We start from the raw sequence: 15,480 nt of genomic DNA on the forward strand, positions 1-15,480 counted from the left end.
CTCGGCGGCCAGGCCAAGACCATCCTGATCACCCACCTGCAGCAGACCGGCCGTTTCAACGTGCTGGACCGCGACAACATGGGTGAGATCCAGCAGGAAGCCGCAATCAAAGGCCAGGTCCAGCGCCTGAAGGGCGCCGATTTCGTGGTGACGGGCGACGTTACCGAATTCGGCCGCAAGGAAGTCGGTGACCACCAGCTGTTCGGCATCCTCGGTCGCGGCAAGACCCAGATTGCCTACGCCAAGGTCGCGCTGAACATCGTCAACATCAGCACCTCCGAAGTGGTCTATTCGAGCCAGGGCGCCGGCGAATACGCCCTGTCCAACCGTGAAGTCATCGGCTTCGGCGGTACCGCCAGCTACGACTCGACCCTCAACGGCAAGGTTCTCGACCTGGCCATGCGCGAAGCGGTGAACAAGCTGGTCGGCGCTGTCGAAAGCGGCCAGTGGAAGCCGCAAGCGCAGTAAGACCCTGCAGCAAGACGACAACGACAAGGAAGCACGTAGATGAGCATCACCCGCTCGGCCTGGCGCACTGGCGCCGGGCTCCTGCTGGCCAGCGCCCTGCTGGTCGGTTGCAACTCGCAGAAGCCGCTGTACCAGTGGGAAAGCTACCAGCCGCAAGTGCGCGAATACTTCAACGACCAGTCCAAGGAAGAACAGGTCATCGCCCTGGAACGCGACCTGGAGAAGATCAAGGCCAAGAACGGCGCCGTCCCTCCTGGGTATCACGCGCAACTGGGCCTGCTCTACTCGAGCCTGGGCAAGGACGACCAGATGATCCAGCAGTTCCGCACCGAGAAGGCGCTGTTCCCTGAGTCGGCGGCGTACATGGACTTCCTGATGAAGAACGCCACGCAAGGAGCGAAGCAGTGATCAAGCGCCTTACCCAACTGATCGTCGGCGCCTGCGTGCTGGCCCTGTTCGCCGGCTGTGCCGAGCGCAAGACCACCGACTACGCGGCCTTCAAACAGAGCCGCCCGAAGTCGATCCTGATCGTGCCGCCGCTGAACAACTCGCCGGACGTCAAGGCCAGCTACAGCATGCTCGCGCAGGTCACCTACCCCCTGGCCGAAGCCGGTTACTACGTGATGCCAGTGGCGCTGGTCGCCGAGACCTTCCGCCAGAACGGCATGACCACCCCGGCTGACATCCATGAGCTGCCGATGGCCAAGCTGCACGAGATCTTCGGCGCCGATGCGGCGCTGTACGTGACCGTCAGCGACTACGGCACCCGCTACATGGTGCTGAGCAGCGCAACCATCGTGACCGCCAGTGCCAAGCTGGTCGACCTGAAGTCCGGCACCACGCTGTGGACCGGTACTGCATCCGCCTCCAGCGAAGAAGGCCGGCAGAACCAGGGCGGCCTGATCGGCATGCTGATCACTGCGGCAGTGAACCAGGTCATCAGCAGCGTGCAGGAAGACGCAGGTTACCCGATCGCCGGTATCACCAGTGCCCGCCTGCTGTCGCCGAACCCGAACGGCGGGATCCTGTATGGGCCGCGCTCGCCGAAGTACGGCACGGACTAAGCGGCGACTGCTTCGCGGGCAAGCCCGCTCCCACAGGGGTTTACCGCCGTTGTGGGAGTGGGATTGCCCGTGAACGATCCACCGCCGATCCAATGAAAAAGGCGACCCTCATGGGTCGCCTTTTTCATTACCGGTCCGAGATCAGATCCCGTACTGCGCCCGATAGGCCTCGACCGCCGGCAGGTGCTGCTTGAGCTGAGGATCGTCGGCCAGGAACTCCAGTACCTGGGTCAGCGAAACGATACTGACCACCGGAATGCCGAAATCACGCTCCACTTCCTGGATCGCCGAGAGCTCGCCATTGCCGCGCTCTTCGCGGTTCAGTGCGATCAGTACGCCTGCGGCCTTGGCCTGCTGGCCCTTGATGATCTGCATGACCTCACGGATGGCGGTACCGGCAGTGATCACGTCGTCGATGATCAGCACGTCACCGGCCAGCGGAGCGCCGACCAGGCTGCCGCCCTCGCCGTGGTCCTTGGCTTCCTTGCGGTTGAAGCACCATGGCACGTCGAGCTGATGCTGCTCGGCCAGGGACACCGCCGTGGCCGCTGCCAGCGGGATGCCCTTGTACGCGGGACCGAACAGCACGTCGAAGGGGATCTTGCTGTCGACGATCGCGGCTGCATAGCAGCGCCCCAGCTGGGCCAGGGCCGATCCGCTGTTGAACAGCCCGGCGTTGAAGAAGTACGGGCTAGTACGCCCCGATTTCAGGGTGAATTCACCGAAGCGCAGAACGCCGCGATCGATGGCAAAACGAATGAAGTCGCGCTGATACGGCTGCATGAAAAGTCCCGGACACCACGGATTTAGCTAAATGAGTTGAGCTCGGGTATCATACACGCACGAGATTTTTGGGGCCATTTATGCGGATCATCAGTGTGAACGTGAATGGCATTCAGGCTGCGGCCGAGCGTGGACTGCTCAGCTGGCTGCAAGCCCAGAATGCCGACGTCATCTGCCTTCAGGATACCCGCGCCTCGGCCTTTGAACTCGACGACCCAGCTTTCCAGCTCGATGGCTATTTCCTTTATGCCTGCGAAGCGGAGGTGCCTGCCCAAGGTGGCGTGGCGCTCTACTCGCGGATGCAGCCCAAGGCAGTCATCACCGGCCTGGGCTTCGAGACGGCCGACCGTTACGGGCGCTACCTGCAAGCAGATTTCGACAAGGTAAGCATCGCCAGCCTGCTGCTGCCTTCGGGAATGAACGGCGACGAAGACTTGAACCAGAAGTTCAAGTTGATGGACGACTTCGCCAAGTACCTGGACAAGCAGCGTCGCAAGCGTCGCGAATACATCTATTGCGGCTCGTTCTACGTGGCGCAGCAGAAGCTCGACATCAAGAACTGGCGCGACAGCCAGCAGTCGCCGGGCTTCCTGCCGCCCGAACGCGCCTGGATGGACGCGATCATCGGCGAGATGGGCTATGTCGACGCCCTGCGCGAAGTCAGCCGCGAAGGCGACCAGTACAGCTGGTGGCCGGACAACGAACAGGCCGAGATGCTCAACCTGGGCTATCGCTTCGACTACCAGATCCTCACCCAGGGTCTGCGCCGCTTCGTGCGTAGTGCTCGCCTGCCGCGCCAGCCACGCTTCTCGCAGCACGCGCCGCTGATCGTCGACTACGACTGGACGCTGACCATCTGAAGACCTGCGGGGGCCTTTGATCAGGCCCCCGCATTTCGTTACGGACTCTCCTCCACCTCGCCAGGCAGCTCCTCATCCAGGTGCAGCCAGGGTAGCCGGCTGCCCGTCCAGATATGCCGACTGGCCCTCACCTGTTCTGGCCGGTCCAGCGTCCCCACCGTCACATCGATGCTCAGCGGGCTATGCGTCGTCTCCAGCGCCACATGCGCGCCGCAGTCGCCGCAGAAGAACCGTGTACAACTGGCCGGCGCCACATAGCGCTTCGGCTCGCCCGCCATCCACTGGAAACCCTTGCGCGGCAGGGTAAGCCAGGTCACCACCAGCCCGCCGCTGACCCGTCGACAGATCGAGCAGTGGCAGTGGGCGACATCCGTCAGATCGCCCTCCAGCCGGTAGCGCAAGGCACCGCAATGGCACCCGCCTTCCTGTACGTCATTCATTAAACGACCTCCTGTCGCCTTCATCGAGGCGAAAGCTGGCTGAAAGCTTACCCCCCTAGGATAGCGCCACCACCGGCGACAGACCGGCCAGCCAGGGTGTCGGCATTACGTACGAACCCGGCCCAATCAACAACAACAATGGTGATACCGATGTTTTCCTGTGCCCGCCTTCCTGCAGTACCCCTCCCGCTATTCCATGCACAGCGCCTGACGCGCTGATCCGCCCGAATCGTCCGTCCTTTCGCCGCGCCACGCCTGGAGTACCGCCATGCTGACCTTCCTTGGCTTTGCCATGGTCATCACCTTCATGTACCTGATCATGACCAAGCGCCTGTCGGCCTTGATCGCCCTGATCCTGGTACCGATCATTTTCGCCCTGTTCGGCGGCTTCTCCGCCAAGATCGGCCCCATGATGCTCGAAGGCATCAGCAAGCTTGCGCCCACCGGCGTGATGCTGATGTTCGCCATCCTCTACTTCGCCCTGATGATCGACTCCGGCCTGTTCGACCCGGCCGTGCGCAAGATCCTCAAGCTGGTCAAGGGCGACCCGCTGAAAGTCTCGGTCGGCACTGCCGTGCTGGCTTTGGTGGTCTCGCTCGACGGTGACGGCGCCACCACCTACATGATCTGCTGCGCCGCCATGCTGCCGCTGTACAGCCGCCTGGGCATGAGCCCTCGAATCATGGCCGGTTTGATCATCCTCGCCGGTGGCGTGATGAACATGACCCCCTGGGGTGGTCCGACCGCTCGCGCCGCCAGCGCGCTGCATGTAGACCCGTCGGACATCTTCGTGCCGATGATCCCGGCCATGGCCTTCGGTGTGCTGGCGATCCTCGCCATCGCCTACATGTACGGCAAGCGCGAGCGTGCCCGCCTGGGTGAGCTGCACCTGCCGACCGACGACATCGATCACAGCGAAATCAGCGTGTCGCAGTTCCCCGAAGCGCGCCGTCCCAAGCTGATCTGGTTCAACGGCGCCCTGACCGCTGCCCTGATGGTCGCGCTGATCTCCGGCGTGTTGCCGCTGCCGGTGCTGTTCATGATCGCCTTCAGTATCGCCATGATCGTCAACTACCCCTGCCTGCAGCAGCAGAAGGACCGCATCGCAGCCCACGCCGGCAGCGTGCTGGCCGTGACCGGGCTGATCTTCGCCGCCGGCATCTTCACCGGCATTCTGTCCGGCACCGGCATGGTCGAGGCCATGTCCAAGAGCCTGCTGGCGGTGATCCCGGATGCGCTCGGCCCGTACCTGGCGGCCATCACCGCGATCGTCAGCATGCCGTTCACCTTCTTCATGTCCAATGACGCCTTCTACTACGGCGTGCTGCCGGTACTGGCCGAAGCCGCCAGCCACTACGGCATCACCCCGGTGGAAATGGCCCGTGCGTCGATCGTCGGACAACCGGTACACCTGCTCAGCCCACTGGTACCCTCCACCTACCTGCTGGTAGCCCTGGCGGGGATCGAATTCGGCGATCACCAGCGCTTCACCCTCAAGTGGGCAGTTCTGGTGTGCCTGTGCATAATGCTCGCCGCCTTGCTCATGGGAGTTTTCCCACTGATCAGTAGTCTGTAAGACAAGAGCACCACCCCACCGCGACACGCCCGCTCTCCCGGGCGCGTCGCCTTCACCGTTCGAAGGAATACACATGGAATGGCTGACCAGCCCGGAAATCTGGGTTGCCTTTTTCACCCTGACCGCACTCGAGATCGTGCTCGGGATCGACAACATCATCATGATCTCGATCCTGGTCAGCCGCATGCCCAAGCACATGCAGCCGCGCACACGGATCTTCGGCCTGGCGCTGGCGATGGTCACCCGGATCATGCTGCTGCTCTCGATCACCTGGGTAATGCGCCTGACCGACGACCTGTTCGTGGTCTTCGGCGAGGGCATTTCGGGGCGCGACCTGATCCTGTTCTTCGGCGGCCTGTTCCTGCTGTGGAAAAGCTCCCAGGAGATCTACCACGGCCTCGAGGGTGAGGAGGAAAGCAGCGACGAACCCAAAGGCGCTGGCGGCAAGTTCTTCTACACCATCATCCAGATCGCCATCATCGACATCGTGTTCTCGCTGGACTCGGTGATCACCGCGGTGGGCATGGTCTCGCACGTGCCGGTGATGATCGCCGCGATCATCGTCGCCGTGCTGGTGATGATGCTTTGCGCCGGTACCATCAGCGACTTCATCGACAAGCACCCGTCGCTGAAGATGCTTGCGCTGTCGTTCCTGATCGTGGTCGGTACCGTGCTGATTGCCGAGTCCTTCGACGTGCACGTGCCGAAGGGCTATGTGTACTTCGCCATGGCGTTCTCGCTGGCGGTGGAAGCGATCAACATCCGCATGCGTACTGCAATGGCGCGCAAGGAAGGCAAGGAGCATGATCCGGTGAAACTGCGCAAGGACATTCCGGGTCAGTAAGAATCGGACGTCACTGAAAAGGCCCTCCGGGGCCTTTTTCGTTTGTCTGCACTGGCCCTGAACCACCCAACATGCTTGTGACAGAAATGTTTCAAATAAATGCCCGCCATGCCAAGCTGGCGACAACCGCGCAAAACAACTAAAGCTTCAGTGAGCACTGAATACAACGCCCACCCCCGGGCCAGGCTCACGGCTTCACCCATTGGCCCCGCACTGGGGCGTCGGTAAAAAGGGGGCCTCGAACATGCTCACCCTGCTCAACCTGCTTTCCGCCGTGGCGCTGCTCGTCTGGGGCACGCATATCGTGCGCACCGGCATTCTTCGGGTTTACGGCTCGAACCTGCGCCGCGTGCTCAGCCAGAACATGGACCGTCGTGCGCTGGCCTTCATTGCTGGCATCGTCGTCACCGCCGTGGTGCAGAGCAGCAACGCCACCGCCATGCTGGTCACCTCCTTCGTCGGCCAGGGCCTGATGGCCATGACCCCAGCCCTGGCGATCATGCTCGGTGCCGACGTGGGTACTGCGCTGATGGCGCGGGTGCTGACCTTCGACCTGTCGTGGCTGTCGCCGTTGCTGGTGTTCGTCGGGGTGATCTTCTTCCTGTCGCGCAAGCAGACGCGCCTCGGCCAGATGGGCCGGGTGGCCATTGGCCTGGGCCTGATCATCCTGGCACTTGAACTGATCGTGCAGGCTGCTGCGCCGATCACCCATGCACAGGGTGTGAAAGTGCTATTCGCCTCGCTGACCGGCGATATCCTGCTCGACGCCCTGGTCGGCGCCCTGTTCGCCATGATCACCTACTCCAGCCTCGCTGCCGTGCTGCTCACCGCGACCCTGGCCGGTGCCGAGGTGATCAGCCTGCCGGTGGCCATCGGCCTGGTGGTCGGCGCCAACATCGGCAGTGGAATGCTGGCCTTCATCAGCGCCCGCATGCAGAACGCCGCCGGGCGTCGCGTGGCGCTGGGCAGCCTGCTGTACAAGCTGATCGGCCTGCTGCTGATCATTCCGGTGCTGCACCCGCTGGTGGACTGGATGGACTCGCTGAGTTTCAGCCCGCAAGAGCTGGTGATCGGCTTCCATTTGCTCTACAACACCCTGCGTTGCCTGGTCATGCTGCCCACGGTCAAACCGATGGGGCGTCTGTGCACCACCCTGCTGCCCGAACGCGAAGTCGCCAACGGCCAGGTCAAGCCCCGGCACCTCGACGCCTCGGCGCTGGAAACCCCCAGCCTGGCGTTGGCCAACGCAGCCCGCGAGACCCTGCGCCTGGGCGACATCGTCGACAGCCTGCTCGAGGCCATGCTCGGCGCCCTGCGCGGTAGCCAGACTGCACTGCCACAACAGACCCGCGCCCTGGGCGAGGACGCCGAGGCCCTGTACAGCGCCATCAAGCTGTACCTGGCGCAGATGTCACGCGAGGACCTGAGCGAGCAGGACAACCGGCGCTGGGCCGAGATCATCGAACTGTCGATCAACCTCAAGCTGGCCAGCGACCTGATCGAGCGCATGCTGCGCAAGGTGCAGCAACAGAAGACCTCACAACGCCGGGAGTTCTCCCAGGTCGGCCTGGAAGAACTGACGGGCCTTCAGGAGCAACTGCTGGCCAACCTGCGCCTGGGCCTGTCGGTGTTCCTCAGCGCCGACCCTGAGAGCGCACGCCTGCTGTTGCGCGAGAAACGCCGCTTCCGCGCCCAGGAACGGCGCCTGGCCCACGCCCATGTCAGTCGCCTGCAACGCAAGGTGGTGCAGAGTATCGAGACCAGTTCGCTACACTTGGAGCTGATCGCCGACATGAAGCGGTTGAACTCTTTGTTCTGCAGCAGTGCCTATGTGGTACTGGGCGGCGCGGACACCGGCGGGCTTTTGCTCGACAGCGTGCCGGACGACGCCCGCCTGTCCTGACCCCCGCACACCTGGAGACCGGCCCGGAAGCCCGCCCATGCGTTGCCTGACCTTCGTTTGCCTGATCCTCTGCAGCCTGCCCTCGTTCGCCCTCGACCGCTCGCGGGTCGAAGGCTATCTGTTGCCCAACGGCCTGCAGGTGATCCTCAAGTCGGGGTACGAACGCGACCATGTGTCGATCCGCCTTGTGGTCGGCGTGGGCCTCGACGACTTCGAGTGCAACCAGCGCGAATTGCCGCACCTGCTCGAACACCTGCTGTTCAGCGGCATCGACGAGACCGGCGAAGGCGGCCTGGAAGAGCGCCTGCAGGCGCTGGGCGGGGCTGGAACGCCTTCACCAGCGCCGCCGATACCACCTTCGTCATCGAGGCGCCGGCACGCAACCAGCGCAAGGTGCTCGACCTGCTGCTGGCGGCGGTGCGGGACACGAAGATCGATGCCAAGGCCCTGGCCACCGCCAAGAAAATCATCGAGCGCGAGGACGGCGGCCATTACGGCCACCTGCAGCGCTGGCTGGACCGCCAGGACATCGGCCACCCGGCCAGCGACCAGCTTGCCGTGGAACTGAGGCTCAAATGCCCGGAGCGCTCGGATATCGACGGCATGACCCTCAAACAGGTGCAGGCCATGCGCGAGCATTGGTACGCCGCCAACAACATGAGCCTGATCGTCGTCGGTGGCCTCGACCGCCTGCTGCCGGCCTATCTGGAGCGTACCTACGGCGAGCTGCCAGCCACCGAGCCAGGCGAGCGGCGCAACCTCGACAGCATCAGCCAGCAGGCCGAGCAACGCCGCGACCTGACCCGTGGCTGGCTGGGTGACACCGCCAGGCTGCACTGGCTGTTCATCGAGCCGGTACTCGACAGCAATCACGACCAGACCCTCGAACTGCTCTCGCGCTACCTCGACTGGGCTGCGTACGATCAACTGCGATTGCGCCACGGCCTGGCCTACGGCCCGTCCGTGCGGCGTGAAAGTTTCGGCGACAGTGGCATGCTCAGCTTCAACGCCGATCTCGAACGCCAGGACATCGACGAAGCGGTGAAAGTGCTGCAGGACCTGTTCGAGCACCTGCGCAAGCACGGCCTGGATGCAGACACCTTTACCCGCCTCAAGGAGGCCGCGATTGCCCGCGAAAGCTGGACCACCCAGGGCAACAGCGCACTGGCCGACTATTACTGGGGCGCGCTGAACGACTACGAGGACGGCCGTTTCACAGACCCGATCGGCAAACTGCGCAAGGTCAGCCTGAAGGAGGCCAACGAAGCGCTGCGGTTGTTGCTCAAGGAGCCTGGCTACCTGCGCATCGAGAAGCCACTGCTGGGCTATGACGAGTTGTACGGGTTGGTGGCGCTGGGGTTGGGGCTGATACTCGCCATCGGGCTGATCCGCAAAAGACGCCAGCCGGCGGATCGCCCCAGCGGCGCTACACGGGACAGCTGATTCGGCGGTATCCTGTTTCGGCCTCTTCGCGGGCAAGTCGCAACGGCGAACCGCCGCTCCCACAAGTAGCCGGTGATGCTGAAGCCTGCGGGATACCTGTGGGAGCGGGCTTGCCCGCGAAGAGGCCAGAACAGTCACCCCTTATCGCTGCCCATCCCATGCCTCCCATACCCCACATCGTCCAACGCATCATCGAACTGCTCAAACGCTACCCCGGGGTCATCGCCCTTGGCGGCTTCCTGTCCGGCATTGGCAGTTTCATCCTGGTCGACCGCCAGGCCGGCCTCGCCAGTTGGATCGCCGTGCTGATGCTGATCAGCTGGGTCTGGCTGATGCTCGAGAACACCCTGACGGGACTGTTCGCACGCACGTTCAAGCGCGAAATCCCGCAGCCACTTTTGCGTTACGCCACACAGATGATCCACCAGGAAAGTCTGTTCTTCGTCCTGCCGTTCTTCTTCATCACCACCACCTGGAACAGCGGCCAGCTGGTGTTCACCGGCTTGCTCGGCGCAGCCGGGCTGATCTCCATCGTCGATCCGCTGTACTACAAATGGCTGGCGCCGCGGCGCTGGCTGTTCATGGCGCTGCACACCCTGACCCTGTTCGCCGCGCTGCTTACGGCGCTGCCGATCATCCTGCACCTGACCACCGCACAGAGCTTCAAGCTGGCGCTGATCGCGGCCATGGCGCTGTCATTCCCGAGCCTGGCCAGCAGTTTCCCGATCAACAACTGGCGCCGCGCCGTGGCGCTGGTACTGGTGACCCTGACCGTGGGCGGCGGCGGCTGGCTGCTGCGTTCATGGGTACCACCGGCAACCCTGTGGATGACCGAAGTGGCGGTGACCACCGAATTGCAGGACCGTGTGCCCGGCGATTCGCTGGAGGAGATCGCCGCCAGCCGCATTCGCAGCGCAGGGCTGTACGCCTATACCGCAATCAACGCTCCGCGCGGGCTGAACGAGCGGATCTATCACGTGTGGCAGCAGGACGGCAAAGAGGTCGACCGCATCGCCCTGGACATCCACGGTGGGCGCAAGGAAGGCTATCGGGCCTGGACCCACAAGCAGAACTTCCCGCCCAACCCGGTGGGCAAGTGGCAGGTGCGGGTGCTGACCGAGGATGGCCAGGTGATCGGCGTACTGCGCTTCAAGGTGGTCGAGGATGTACCGGCGGGGTGAGGGTTCGCCGTTGCGACTTGCCCCGCGATTGAAGCCACCGCAGCTGCAACAGGCTATGATCTGACCCACCGCCGTCGTGCAGAGTCAAAAGCATGGAGCCCAGCGCCACCCTCGACACCCGCCAGCACCCCGCGCGCCTGCTGATCGCCGGCGACTGGACCCTGGCCCACTACACCAGCCTCAAGCGCGACAGCGAGCGCCTGCGCGACCAGTACGGTGCCGACACGATCGCCGACCTCAGCCAGCTTGGGCGCCTGGACACCGCCGGTGCCTCGCTGCTGGCCGAGTTGCTGGGCGCCGAGCGCCTGTCGCACTGCACCGACGAGCTCCCCGAGGCCAGCCGAGCCTTGCTCAGGACGGTGTATGGCTCGGTGCAGGACTACTGCATCCCCATCAAGGAAGCCGAACAACCGGTCCTGCTGCAATTGCTCGCACGCATCGGCTGCGCCGTCGACACGCTCTGGCAGGACACCCGGCAACTACTCGGTTTCGTCGGCCTGATCCTCGCCACCCTCGCCACCCGGCTCCTGCAACCACACAAGTGGCGGGTCACCCCGGTGGTCGCGCACATCGAGCAGACAGGCCTGGACGCCGCGCCCATCGTCGCCTTGCTGACCTTCCTCGTCGGCGCTGTAGTGGCCTTTCTCGGGGCCACGGTGCTGGCCGACTTCGGTGCGACGGTCTTTACCGTCGACCTGGTGGCCTTCTCGTTCCTGCGCGAATTCGCCGTGCTGCTCACCGCGATCCTGATGGCCGGGCGCACGGCCAGCGCCTTCACCGCGCAGCTCGGCTCGATGAAGGCCAACGAGGAGATCGACGCCATCCGCACCCTGGGCCTGAACCCCATCGAACTGCTGGTGGTGCCGCGGGTTCTGGCGCTGCTGATCGCCTTGCCGCTGCTGACCTTCGTCGCCATGGTCTGCGGCATCGTCGGCGGCGCGGTGGTCTGTGCGCTGTCGCTGGACATCCCGCCGGCCATGTTCCTCTCGCTGCTGCAGAGCGACATCGGCGTGCAGCACTTCCTGGTCGGCCTGCTCAAGGCGCCGTTCTTCGCCTTCCTGATCGCCGCCATCGGCTGCCTGGAAGGTTTCAAGGTCAGTGGCAGCGCCGAGTCGGTCGGGGCCCACACTACCTCGGCAGTGGTGCAGTCGATCTTCGTGGTCATCGTGCTGGATGCCGTGGCTGCGTTGTTCTTCATGGAGATGGGCTGGTGAGTGGCACACGTGAAGCGGTGATCGAAGCCCGTGGCCTGTGCAACCGTTTCGGTAGTCAGAGCGTGCACGAGAACCTCGACCTGGACCTGTACCGCGGCGAGATCCTCGCCGTGGTCGGCGGTTCGGGGAGCGGCAAGTCGGTGCTGCTGCGCAGCATCGTCGGCCTGCGTCGGCCCAACGAGGGCAGGGTGAAGGTGTTCGGCCAGGACCTGGCCACGCTGAACGACGATCAACGCTCGCAGGTGGAACGGCGCTTCGGTGTGCTGTTCCAGAAGGGCGCGTTGTTCTCGTCACTGACCGTCACCGAGAACGTCGCGCTGCCGTTGATCGAGCATGCCGGGCTGTCACGCGCCGACGCCGAACACCTGGCCGGGGTCAAGCTGGCGCTGGCGGGGCTGCCGATCAGCGCCGCCGACAAGTACCCGGCCTCGCTGTCCGGCGGCATGATCAAGCGCGCGGCCCTGGCCCGCGCGCTGGCACTGGACCCGGACATCCTGTTCCTCGACGAACCCACCGCAGGCCTGGACCCGATCGGCGCAGCGGCATTCGACCAACTGATCCTGACCCTGCGCGACGCCCTCGGGCTTTCGGTGTTCCTCATCACCCACGATCTGGACACCCTCTACACCATCACCGACCGGGTGGCGGTGCTGTCGCAGAAGAGGGTACTGGTCGCAGGCCCGCTGGCCGAGGTCGAACGCACCGACGATCCCTGGATTCACGAATACTTTCACGGCCCGCGCGGACGTGCAGCCGAACAGGCAGCCGCAAGCGCGGGACAGGAGCACTGACGATGGAAACCCGAGCTCATCACGTCCTCATCGGACTGGTCACCGTGCTGGTCGTGGCCGGCGCCATGCTGTTCGGCCTGTGGCTGACCAAGTCCAGCGTCGACGATGCCTTCAAAGATTATGAAGTGGTGTTCAACGAGGCCGTTTCGGGCCTGTCCCGGGGAAGCGCGGTGCAGTACAACGGCATCAAGGTCGGCGATGTCAGCACCTTGCGCCTCGACCCGCAGGACCCGCGCCGGGTACTGGCGCGCATCCGCCTGAGCGCCGACACACCGGTCAAGGAAGACACCCAGGCCAAGCTCACGCTCGCCGGGGTGACCGGCAACTCGTTCATCCAGCTCAGCGGCGGCACGCCGCAGAGCCCATCGCTCAAGGGCAAGGACGGACAGCTGCCGGTGATCGTCGCCTCGCCGTCGCCGATCTCACGCCTGCTCAACGACAGCAGCGACCTGGTGACCAACATCAACCTGCTGCTGCACAACGCCAACCAGATGTTCTCGGAAAACAACATCGAACGCCTGAGCAACACCCTGGCCAACCTCGAACAGACTACCGGTGCCTTCGCCAGCCAGAAGGGCGGCATCGCCCAGGCCATCGAGCAACTCGGTCAGGTCGGCAAGCAGGCCAGCGCCACCCTGGCCGAGACACAGGCGCTGATGCGCAACGCCAATGGCCTGCTCGGCAGCGAGGGCAAGCAAGCCTTTGGCAGCGCGGAGCAGGCCATGCAGTCGCTGGCTCAGAGCACCGCGGCCATCAATGACCTGCTCAAGAACAACCGCGAGGCGCTCGACGACGGCGCCCAAGGCCTCAATCAGCTGGCCCCGGCAATCCGCGAGCTGCGCGAAACCCTCAATGCCCTCAAGGGCATCTCCCGGCGCCTGGAGGCCGACCCCAGCGGCTACCTGCTGGGCCGCGACCCAACCAAGGAGTTCCAGCCATGAGGCCGTCCCTTCGCCTGCTCGCCGCAGGCAGCCTGCTGAGCCTGGCCAGCGCCTGCTCGATCCTGCCACAGGCCGAGCCCACCGATATCTATCGCCTGCCGGTGAACCAGCAGAGCCGCCCGGCGACACCCGTGGATTGGTCGCTGCGCCTGAATAAGCCGCTGGCCAGCGAAGTCTTGGCCGGGCCGCGTATCGCCGTGATTGCGCAAGGCGACGTGATCAGCAGCTACAAGGGCGCGCGCTGGAGCGATCCGGTGCCACTGCTGGTGCGCAATCGCCTGCTCGATGCCTTCCAGCGGGACGGCCGGGTGCAGCGCCTGAGCGCCGATGACAGCAATCTGCAGGCCGACTACGAGCTGGCGGGTGAGCTGCAAGCGTTCCAGAGCGAATACCGCGAAAACGGGGTGCAGGTACTGATCCGCTACGACGCGCGGCTGGTGCAAGGGCGCAGCCAGCGCATCCTTGCCAGCCAACGCTTCGAGGTGCTCCAGCCACTGGCCGACAAGCAGGTGCCGGCAGTGGTCAGCGGCTTTGGCGCTGCCAGCGACCAGCTCGCGCGCCAGGTGGTGGACTGGACAGTCGCCCAGGCCTCACGGATGCAGGCTCAGGCGAAGAACCAGTAGCAGACGAAGATCGCCGCGATCACCCCAGACAGCTCGGCCAGCAGCGCGCAGCCCACTGCGTGGCGCACGCGCTGGATGCCCACGGCGCCGAAGTACACCGCCAGCACGTAGAAGGTGGTTTCGGTACTGCCCTGAATGGTCGCGGCCACTAGCGCAGGGAAGCTGTCGACACCGTGGGTCTGCATGGTCTCGATCAGCATCGCCCGCGCCGCGCTGCCGGAGAACGGCTTGACCAGTGCCGTGGGCAGGCCTTCCACGAAGCGGCTGTCCACGCCCATCCACTCGACCGCATGGCGGATGCCACCCAGCGCCAGCTCGAGCGCCCCGGAGGCACGCAGCACACCCACTGCGACCAGCATCGCGACCAGATAGGGCAACAGGCTCTTGGCGACGTCGAAGCCTTCTTTGGCGCCCTCGACGAAGGCCTCGTAGACCTTCACCTTGCGCAACGCACCGATCACCAGAAACAGCATGATCACGCCGAACAGCGTCAGGTTGCCGAGGATCGACGACAGGCTCGCCAACGCAGCCGCCGACAACGTGCCGAGAAACGCCATGAAGCCACCCAGCAGCAGGGCGCCGGGGATGAAGTAGGCCAGCACCACCGGATCCCACAGGCGCAGGCGCTGCATCACGGCGACCGACAGCAGGCCGACCAGGGTCGAGACGCTGGTCGCCAGCAGGATGGGCAGGAACACCAGCGTCGGGTCGGGAGCGCCTTGCTGGGCGCGGTACATGAAGATGGTGACCGGCAGCAGGGTTAGCGACGAGGCGTTGAGCACCAGGAACAGGATCTGCGCGTTGCTCGCCGTGGTGCTGCTGGGGTTGAGCTCCTGCAACGCACGCATGGCCTTCAGGCCGATGGGCGTGGCGGCGTTGTCCAGGCCCAGGCCGTTGGCAGCGAAGTTCATGGTGATCAGGCCCAGGGCAGGGTGGCCAGGCGGCACTTCCGGCATCAGGCGCGCGAACAGCGGGCCGAGAACCTTGGCCAGCCATTCGACGATACCGGCCTTTTCGGCAATCTTGAGAAAGCCCAGCCACAGGGTGAGGGTGCCGAACAGCAGGACCATGACCTCGACCGACAGCTTGGCCATGGCGAAGATGCTCTCGACCATCGCGGCGAAGATTCCCGCGTTGCCACCGACCAGCCACTGGGCCAGGGCAGAGATGGCCGCTACCACGAAAAAGCCGAGCCAGAGGCCGTTGAGCATCTGCAATCCCCCTGAAAAATGCCCGAATGATAGCGCATAAGGCGCCCTGAATCCGATCCCTGCAAGAGCGGCCGACAGGGGTGGTGTCGGACGCCACAATGCAAAAAGCCCCGACGGGTCGGGGCTCTTGCTTGCAAC

The 15,480-nt window shown here is 64.4% G+C and carries 15 protein-coding genes and 1 pseudogene; 13 read left to right on the forward strand and 3 right to left on the reverse strand.

The genetic code is table 11. From position 1 onward, the window contains the following. The 3 genes from APH44_RS14630 to APH44_RS14640 all read left to right on the forward strand — a co-directional run. Positions 1–468: CsgG/HfaB family protein (locus APH44_RS14630; protein ID WP_054893325.1), on the forward strand; the 468-nt coding region annotated here is incomplete at its 5' end. Positions 469–507: 39 nt separating this feature from the next. Continuing rightward, complete coding sequence (locus APH44_RS14635) at positions 508–876, forward strand: DUF4810 domain-containing protein (protein WP_054893326.1); 369 nt, start codon at positions 508–510, stop codon at positions 874–876. A 17-nt stretch (positions 877–893) separates the two neighbouring features. Continuing rightward, a complete protein-coding gene (locus tag APH44_RS14640; RefSeq protein ID WP_232233654.1) occupies positions 894–1,532 on the forward strand; it encodes a DUF799 domain-containing protein in 639 nt (212 codons plus the stop codon). A 141-nt stretch (positions 1,533–1,673) separates the two neighbouring features. Here APH44_RS14640 and pyrE read toward each other — a convergent pair whose 3' ends face one another. Continuing rightward, positions 1,674–2,315: an orotate phosphoribosyltransferase gene (pyrE, locus tag APH44_RS14645; RefSeq protein ID WP_054893328.1), complete on the reverse strand. Its 642-nt coding sequence runs from the start codon at positions 2,313–2,315 to the stop codon at positions 1,674–1,676. 80 nt (positions 2,316–2,395) lie between these two features. On the opposite strand from pyrE, the gene APH44_RS14650 reads away from it, so the two are divergent. Beyond that, positions 2,396–3,175: an exodeoxyribonuclease III gene (locus APH44_RS14650; protein ID WP_054893329.1), complete on the forward strand. Its 780-nt coding sequence runs from the start codon at positions 2,396–2,398 to the stop codon at positions 3,173–3,175. A gap of 38 nt (positions 3,176–3,213) precedes the next feature. On the opposite strand, the gene APH44_RS14655 is transcribed toward APH44_RS14650, so the two are convergent. Further along, entirely contained in the window at positions 3,214–3,615 is a 402-nt protein-coding gene (locus APH44_RS14655) for a GFA family protein (RefSeq protein WP_054893330.1), read from the reverse strand. A 268-nt stretch (positions 3,616–3,883) separates the two neighbouring features. Between APH44_RS14655 and APH44_RS14660 the strand changes: the two genes are divergently transcribed. The 9 genes and pseudogenes from APH44_RS14660 (at position 3,884) to APH44_RS14700 (ending at position 14,131) form a co-directional block, all read left to right on the forward strand. Beyond that, on the forward strand, positions 3,884–5,191 hold the full coding sequence (locus APH44_RS14660) for a CitMHS family transporter (RefSeq protein ID WP_054893331.1): 1,308 nt from the start codon (positions 3,884–3,886) through the stop codon (positions 5,189–5,191). Between the two features lie 73 nt (positions 5,192–5,264). Further along, the gene (locus APH44_RS14665) at positions 5,265–6,035 is read left to right on the forward strand and encodes a TerC family protein (protein WP_054893332.1); all 771 of its coding nucleotides are present in this window, start codon (positions 5,265–5,267) and stop codon (positions 6,033–6,035) included. Between the two features lie 244 nt (positions 6,036–6,279). After that, complete coding sequence (locus APH44_RS14670) at positions 6,280–7,938, forward strand: Na/Pi cotransporter family protein (RefSeq protein ID WP_054893333.1); 1,659 nt, start codon at positions 6,280–6,282, stop codon at positions 7,936–7,938. 37 nt (positions 7,939–7,975) lie between these two features. Further along, positions 7,976–9,381, forward strand: a pseudogene (locus APH44_RS14675) (M16 family metallopeptidase). A gap of 158 nt (positions 9,382–9,539) precedes the next feature. Continuing rightward, positions 9,540–10,562, forward strand: a complete 1,023-nt coding sequence (locus APH44_RS14680) for a DUF5924 family protein (protein WP_054893334.1) — start codon at positions 9,540–9,542, stop codon at positions 10,560–10,562. A 92-nt stretch (positions 10,563–10,654) separates the two neighbouring features. Further along, the gene (locus tag APH44_RS14685) at positions 10,655–11,776 is read left to right on the forward strand and encodes an ABC transporter permease (RefSeq protein ID WP_054893335.1); all 1,122 of its coding nucleotides are present in this window, start codon (positions 10,655–10,657) and stop codon (positions 11,774–11,776) included. Next, positions 11,773–12,567, forward strand: coding sequence for an ABC transporter ATP-binding protein (locus tag APH44_RS14690; RefSeq protein WP_054893336.1), 795 nt, complete (start codon positions 11,773–11,775; stop codon positions 12,565–12,567). Before APH44_RS14685 ends, APH44_RS14690 begins: the two co-directional genes overlap by 4 nt. 2 nt (positions 12,568–12,569) lie before the next feature. Further along, positions 12,570–13,508, forward strand: coding sequence for an MlaD family protein (locus APH44_RS14695; protein ID WP_054893337.1), 939 nt, complete (start codon positions 12,570–12,572; stop codon positions 13,506–13,508). Next, the gene (locus tag APH44_RS14700) at positions 13,505–14,131 is read left to right on the forward strand and encodes an ABC-type transport auxiliary lipoprotein family protein (protein WP_054893338.1); all 627 of its coding nucleotides are present in this window, start codon (positions 13,505–13,507) and stop codon (positions 14,129–14,131) included. The genes APH44_RS14695 and APH44_RS14700 overlap by 4 nt, the downstream gene beginning before the upstream one ends. Here APH44_RS14700 and APH44_RS14705 read toward each other — a convergent pair. Further along, positions 14,113–15,342 (reverse strand): nucleoside recognition domain-containing protein, encoded by a 1,230-nt coding sequence (locus APH44_RS14705; protein ID WP_054893339.1) that lies wholly within the window; start codon positions 15,340–15,342, stop codon positions 14,113–14,115. The two genes, APH44_RS14700 and APH44_RS14705, sit on opposite strands and share 19 nt — an antisense overlap. Positions 15,343–15,480 lie beyond the last annotated feature (138 nt).

Origin of the sequence: Pseudomonas sp. NBRC 111143, from assembly GCF_001320965.1 — a bacterium.
GTDB classification, from domain to species: Bacteria; Pseudomonadota; Gammaproteobacteria; order Pseudomonadales; family Pseudomonadaceae; genus Aquipseudomonas; species Aquipseudomonas machongensis.

Bases quoted from the DNA above. Each gene is read 5' to 3' on its own strand.
- APH44_RS14635 (WP_054893326.1), top strand. From the start codon at position 508: ATGAGCATCACCCGCTCGGCCTGGCGCACTGGCGCCGGGCTCCTGCTG.
- pyrE (WP_054893328.1), bottom strand. From the start codon at position 2,315: ATGCAGCCGTATCAGCGCGACTTCATTCGTTTTGCCATCGATCGCGGC.
- APH44_RS14650 (WP_054893329.1), top strand. From the start codon at position 2,396: ATGCGGATCATCAGTGTGAACGTGAATGGCATTCAGGCTGCGGCCGAG.
- APH44_RS14655 (WP_054893330.1), bottom strand. From the start codon at position 3,615: ATGAATGACGTACAGGAAGGCGGGTGCCATTGCGGTGCCTTGCGCTAC.
- APH44_RS14660 (WP_054893331.1), top strand. From the start codon at position 3,884: ATGCTGACCTTCCTTGGCTTTGCCATGGTCATCACCTTCATGTACCTG.
- APH44_RS14665 (WP_054893332.1), top strand. From the start codon at position 5,265: ATGGAATGGCTGACCAGCCCGGAAATCTGGGTTGCCTTTTTCACCCTG.
- APH44_RS14670 (WP_054893333.1), top strand. From the start codon at position 6,280: ATGCTCACCCTGCTCAACCTGCTTTCCGCCGTGGCGCTGCTCGTCTGG.
- APH44_RS14680 (WP_054893334.1), top strand. From the start codon at position 9,540: ATGCCTCCCATACCCCACATCGTCCAACGCATCATCGAACTGCTCAAA.
- APH44_RS14685 (WP_054893335.1), top strand. From the start codon at position 10,655: ATGGAGCCCAGCGCCACCCTCGACACCCGCCAGCACCCCGCGCGCCTG.
- APH44_RS14695 (WP_054893337.1), top strand. From the start codon at position 12,570: ATGGAAACCCGAGCTCATCACGTCCTCATCGGACTGGTCACCGTGCTG.
- APH44_RS14700 (WP_054893338.1), top strand. From the start codon at position 13,505: ATGAGGCCGTCCCTTCGCCTGCTCGCCGCAGGCAGCCTGCTGAGCCTG.
- APH44_RS14705 (WP_054893339.1), bottom strand. From the start codon at position 15,342: ATGCTCAACGGCCTCTGGCTCGGCTTTTTCGTGGTAGCGGCCATCTCT.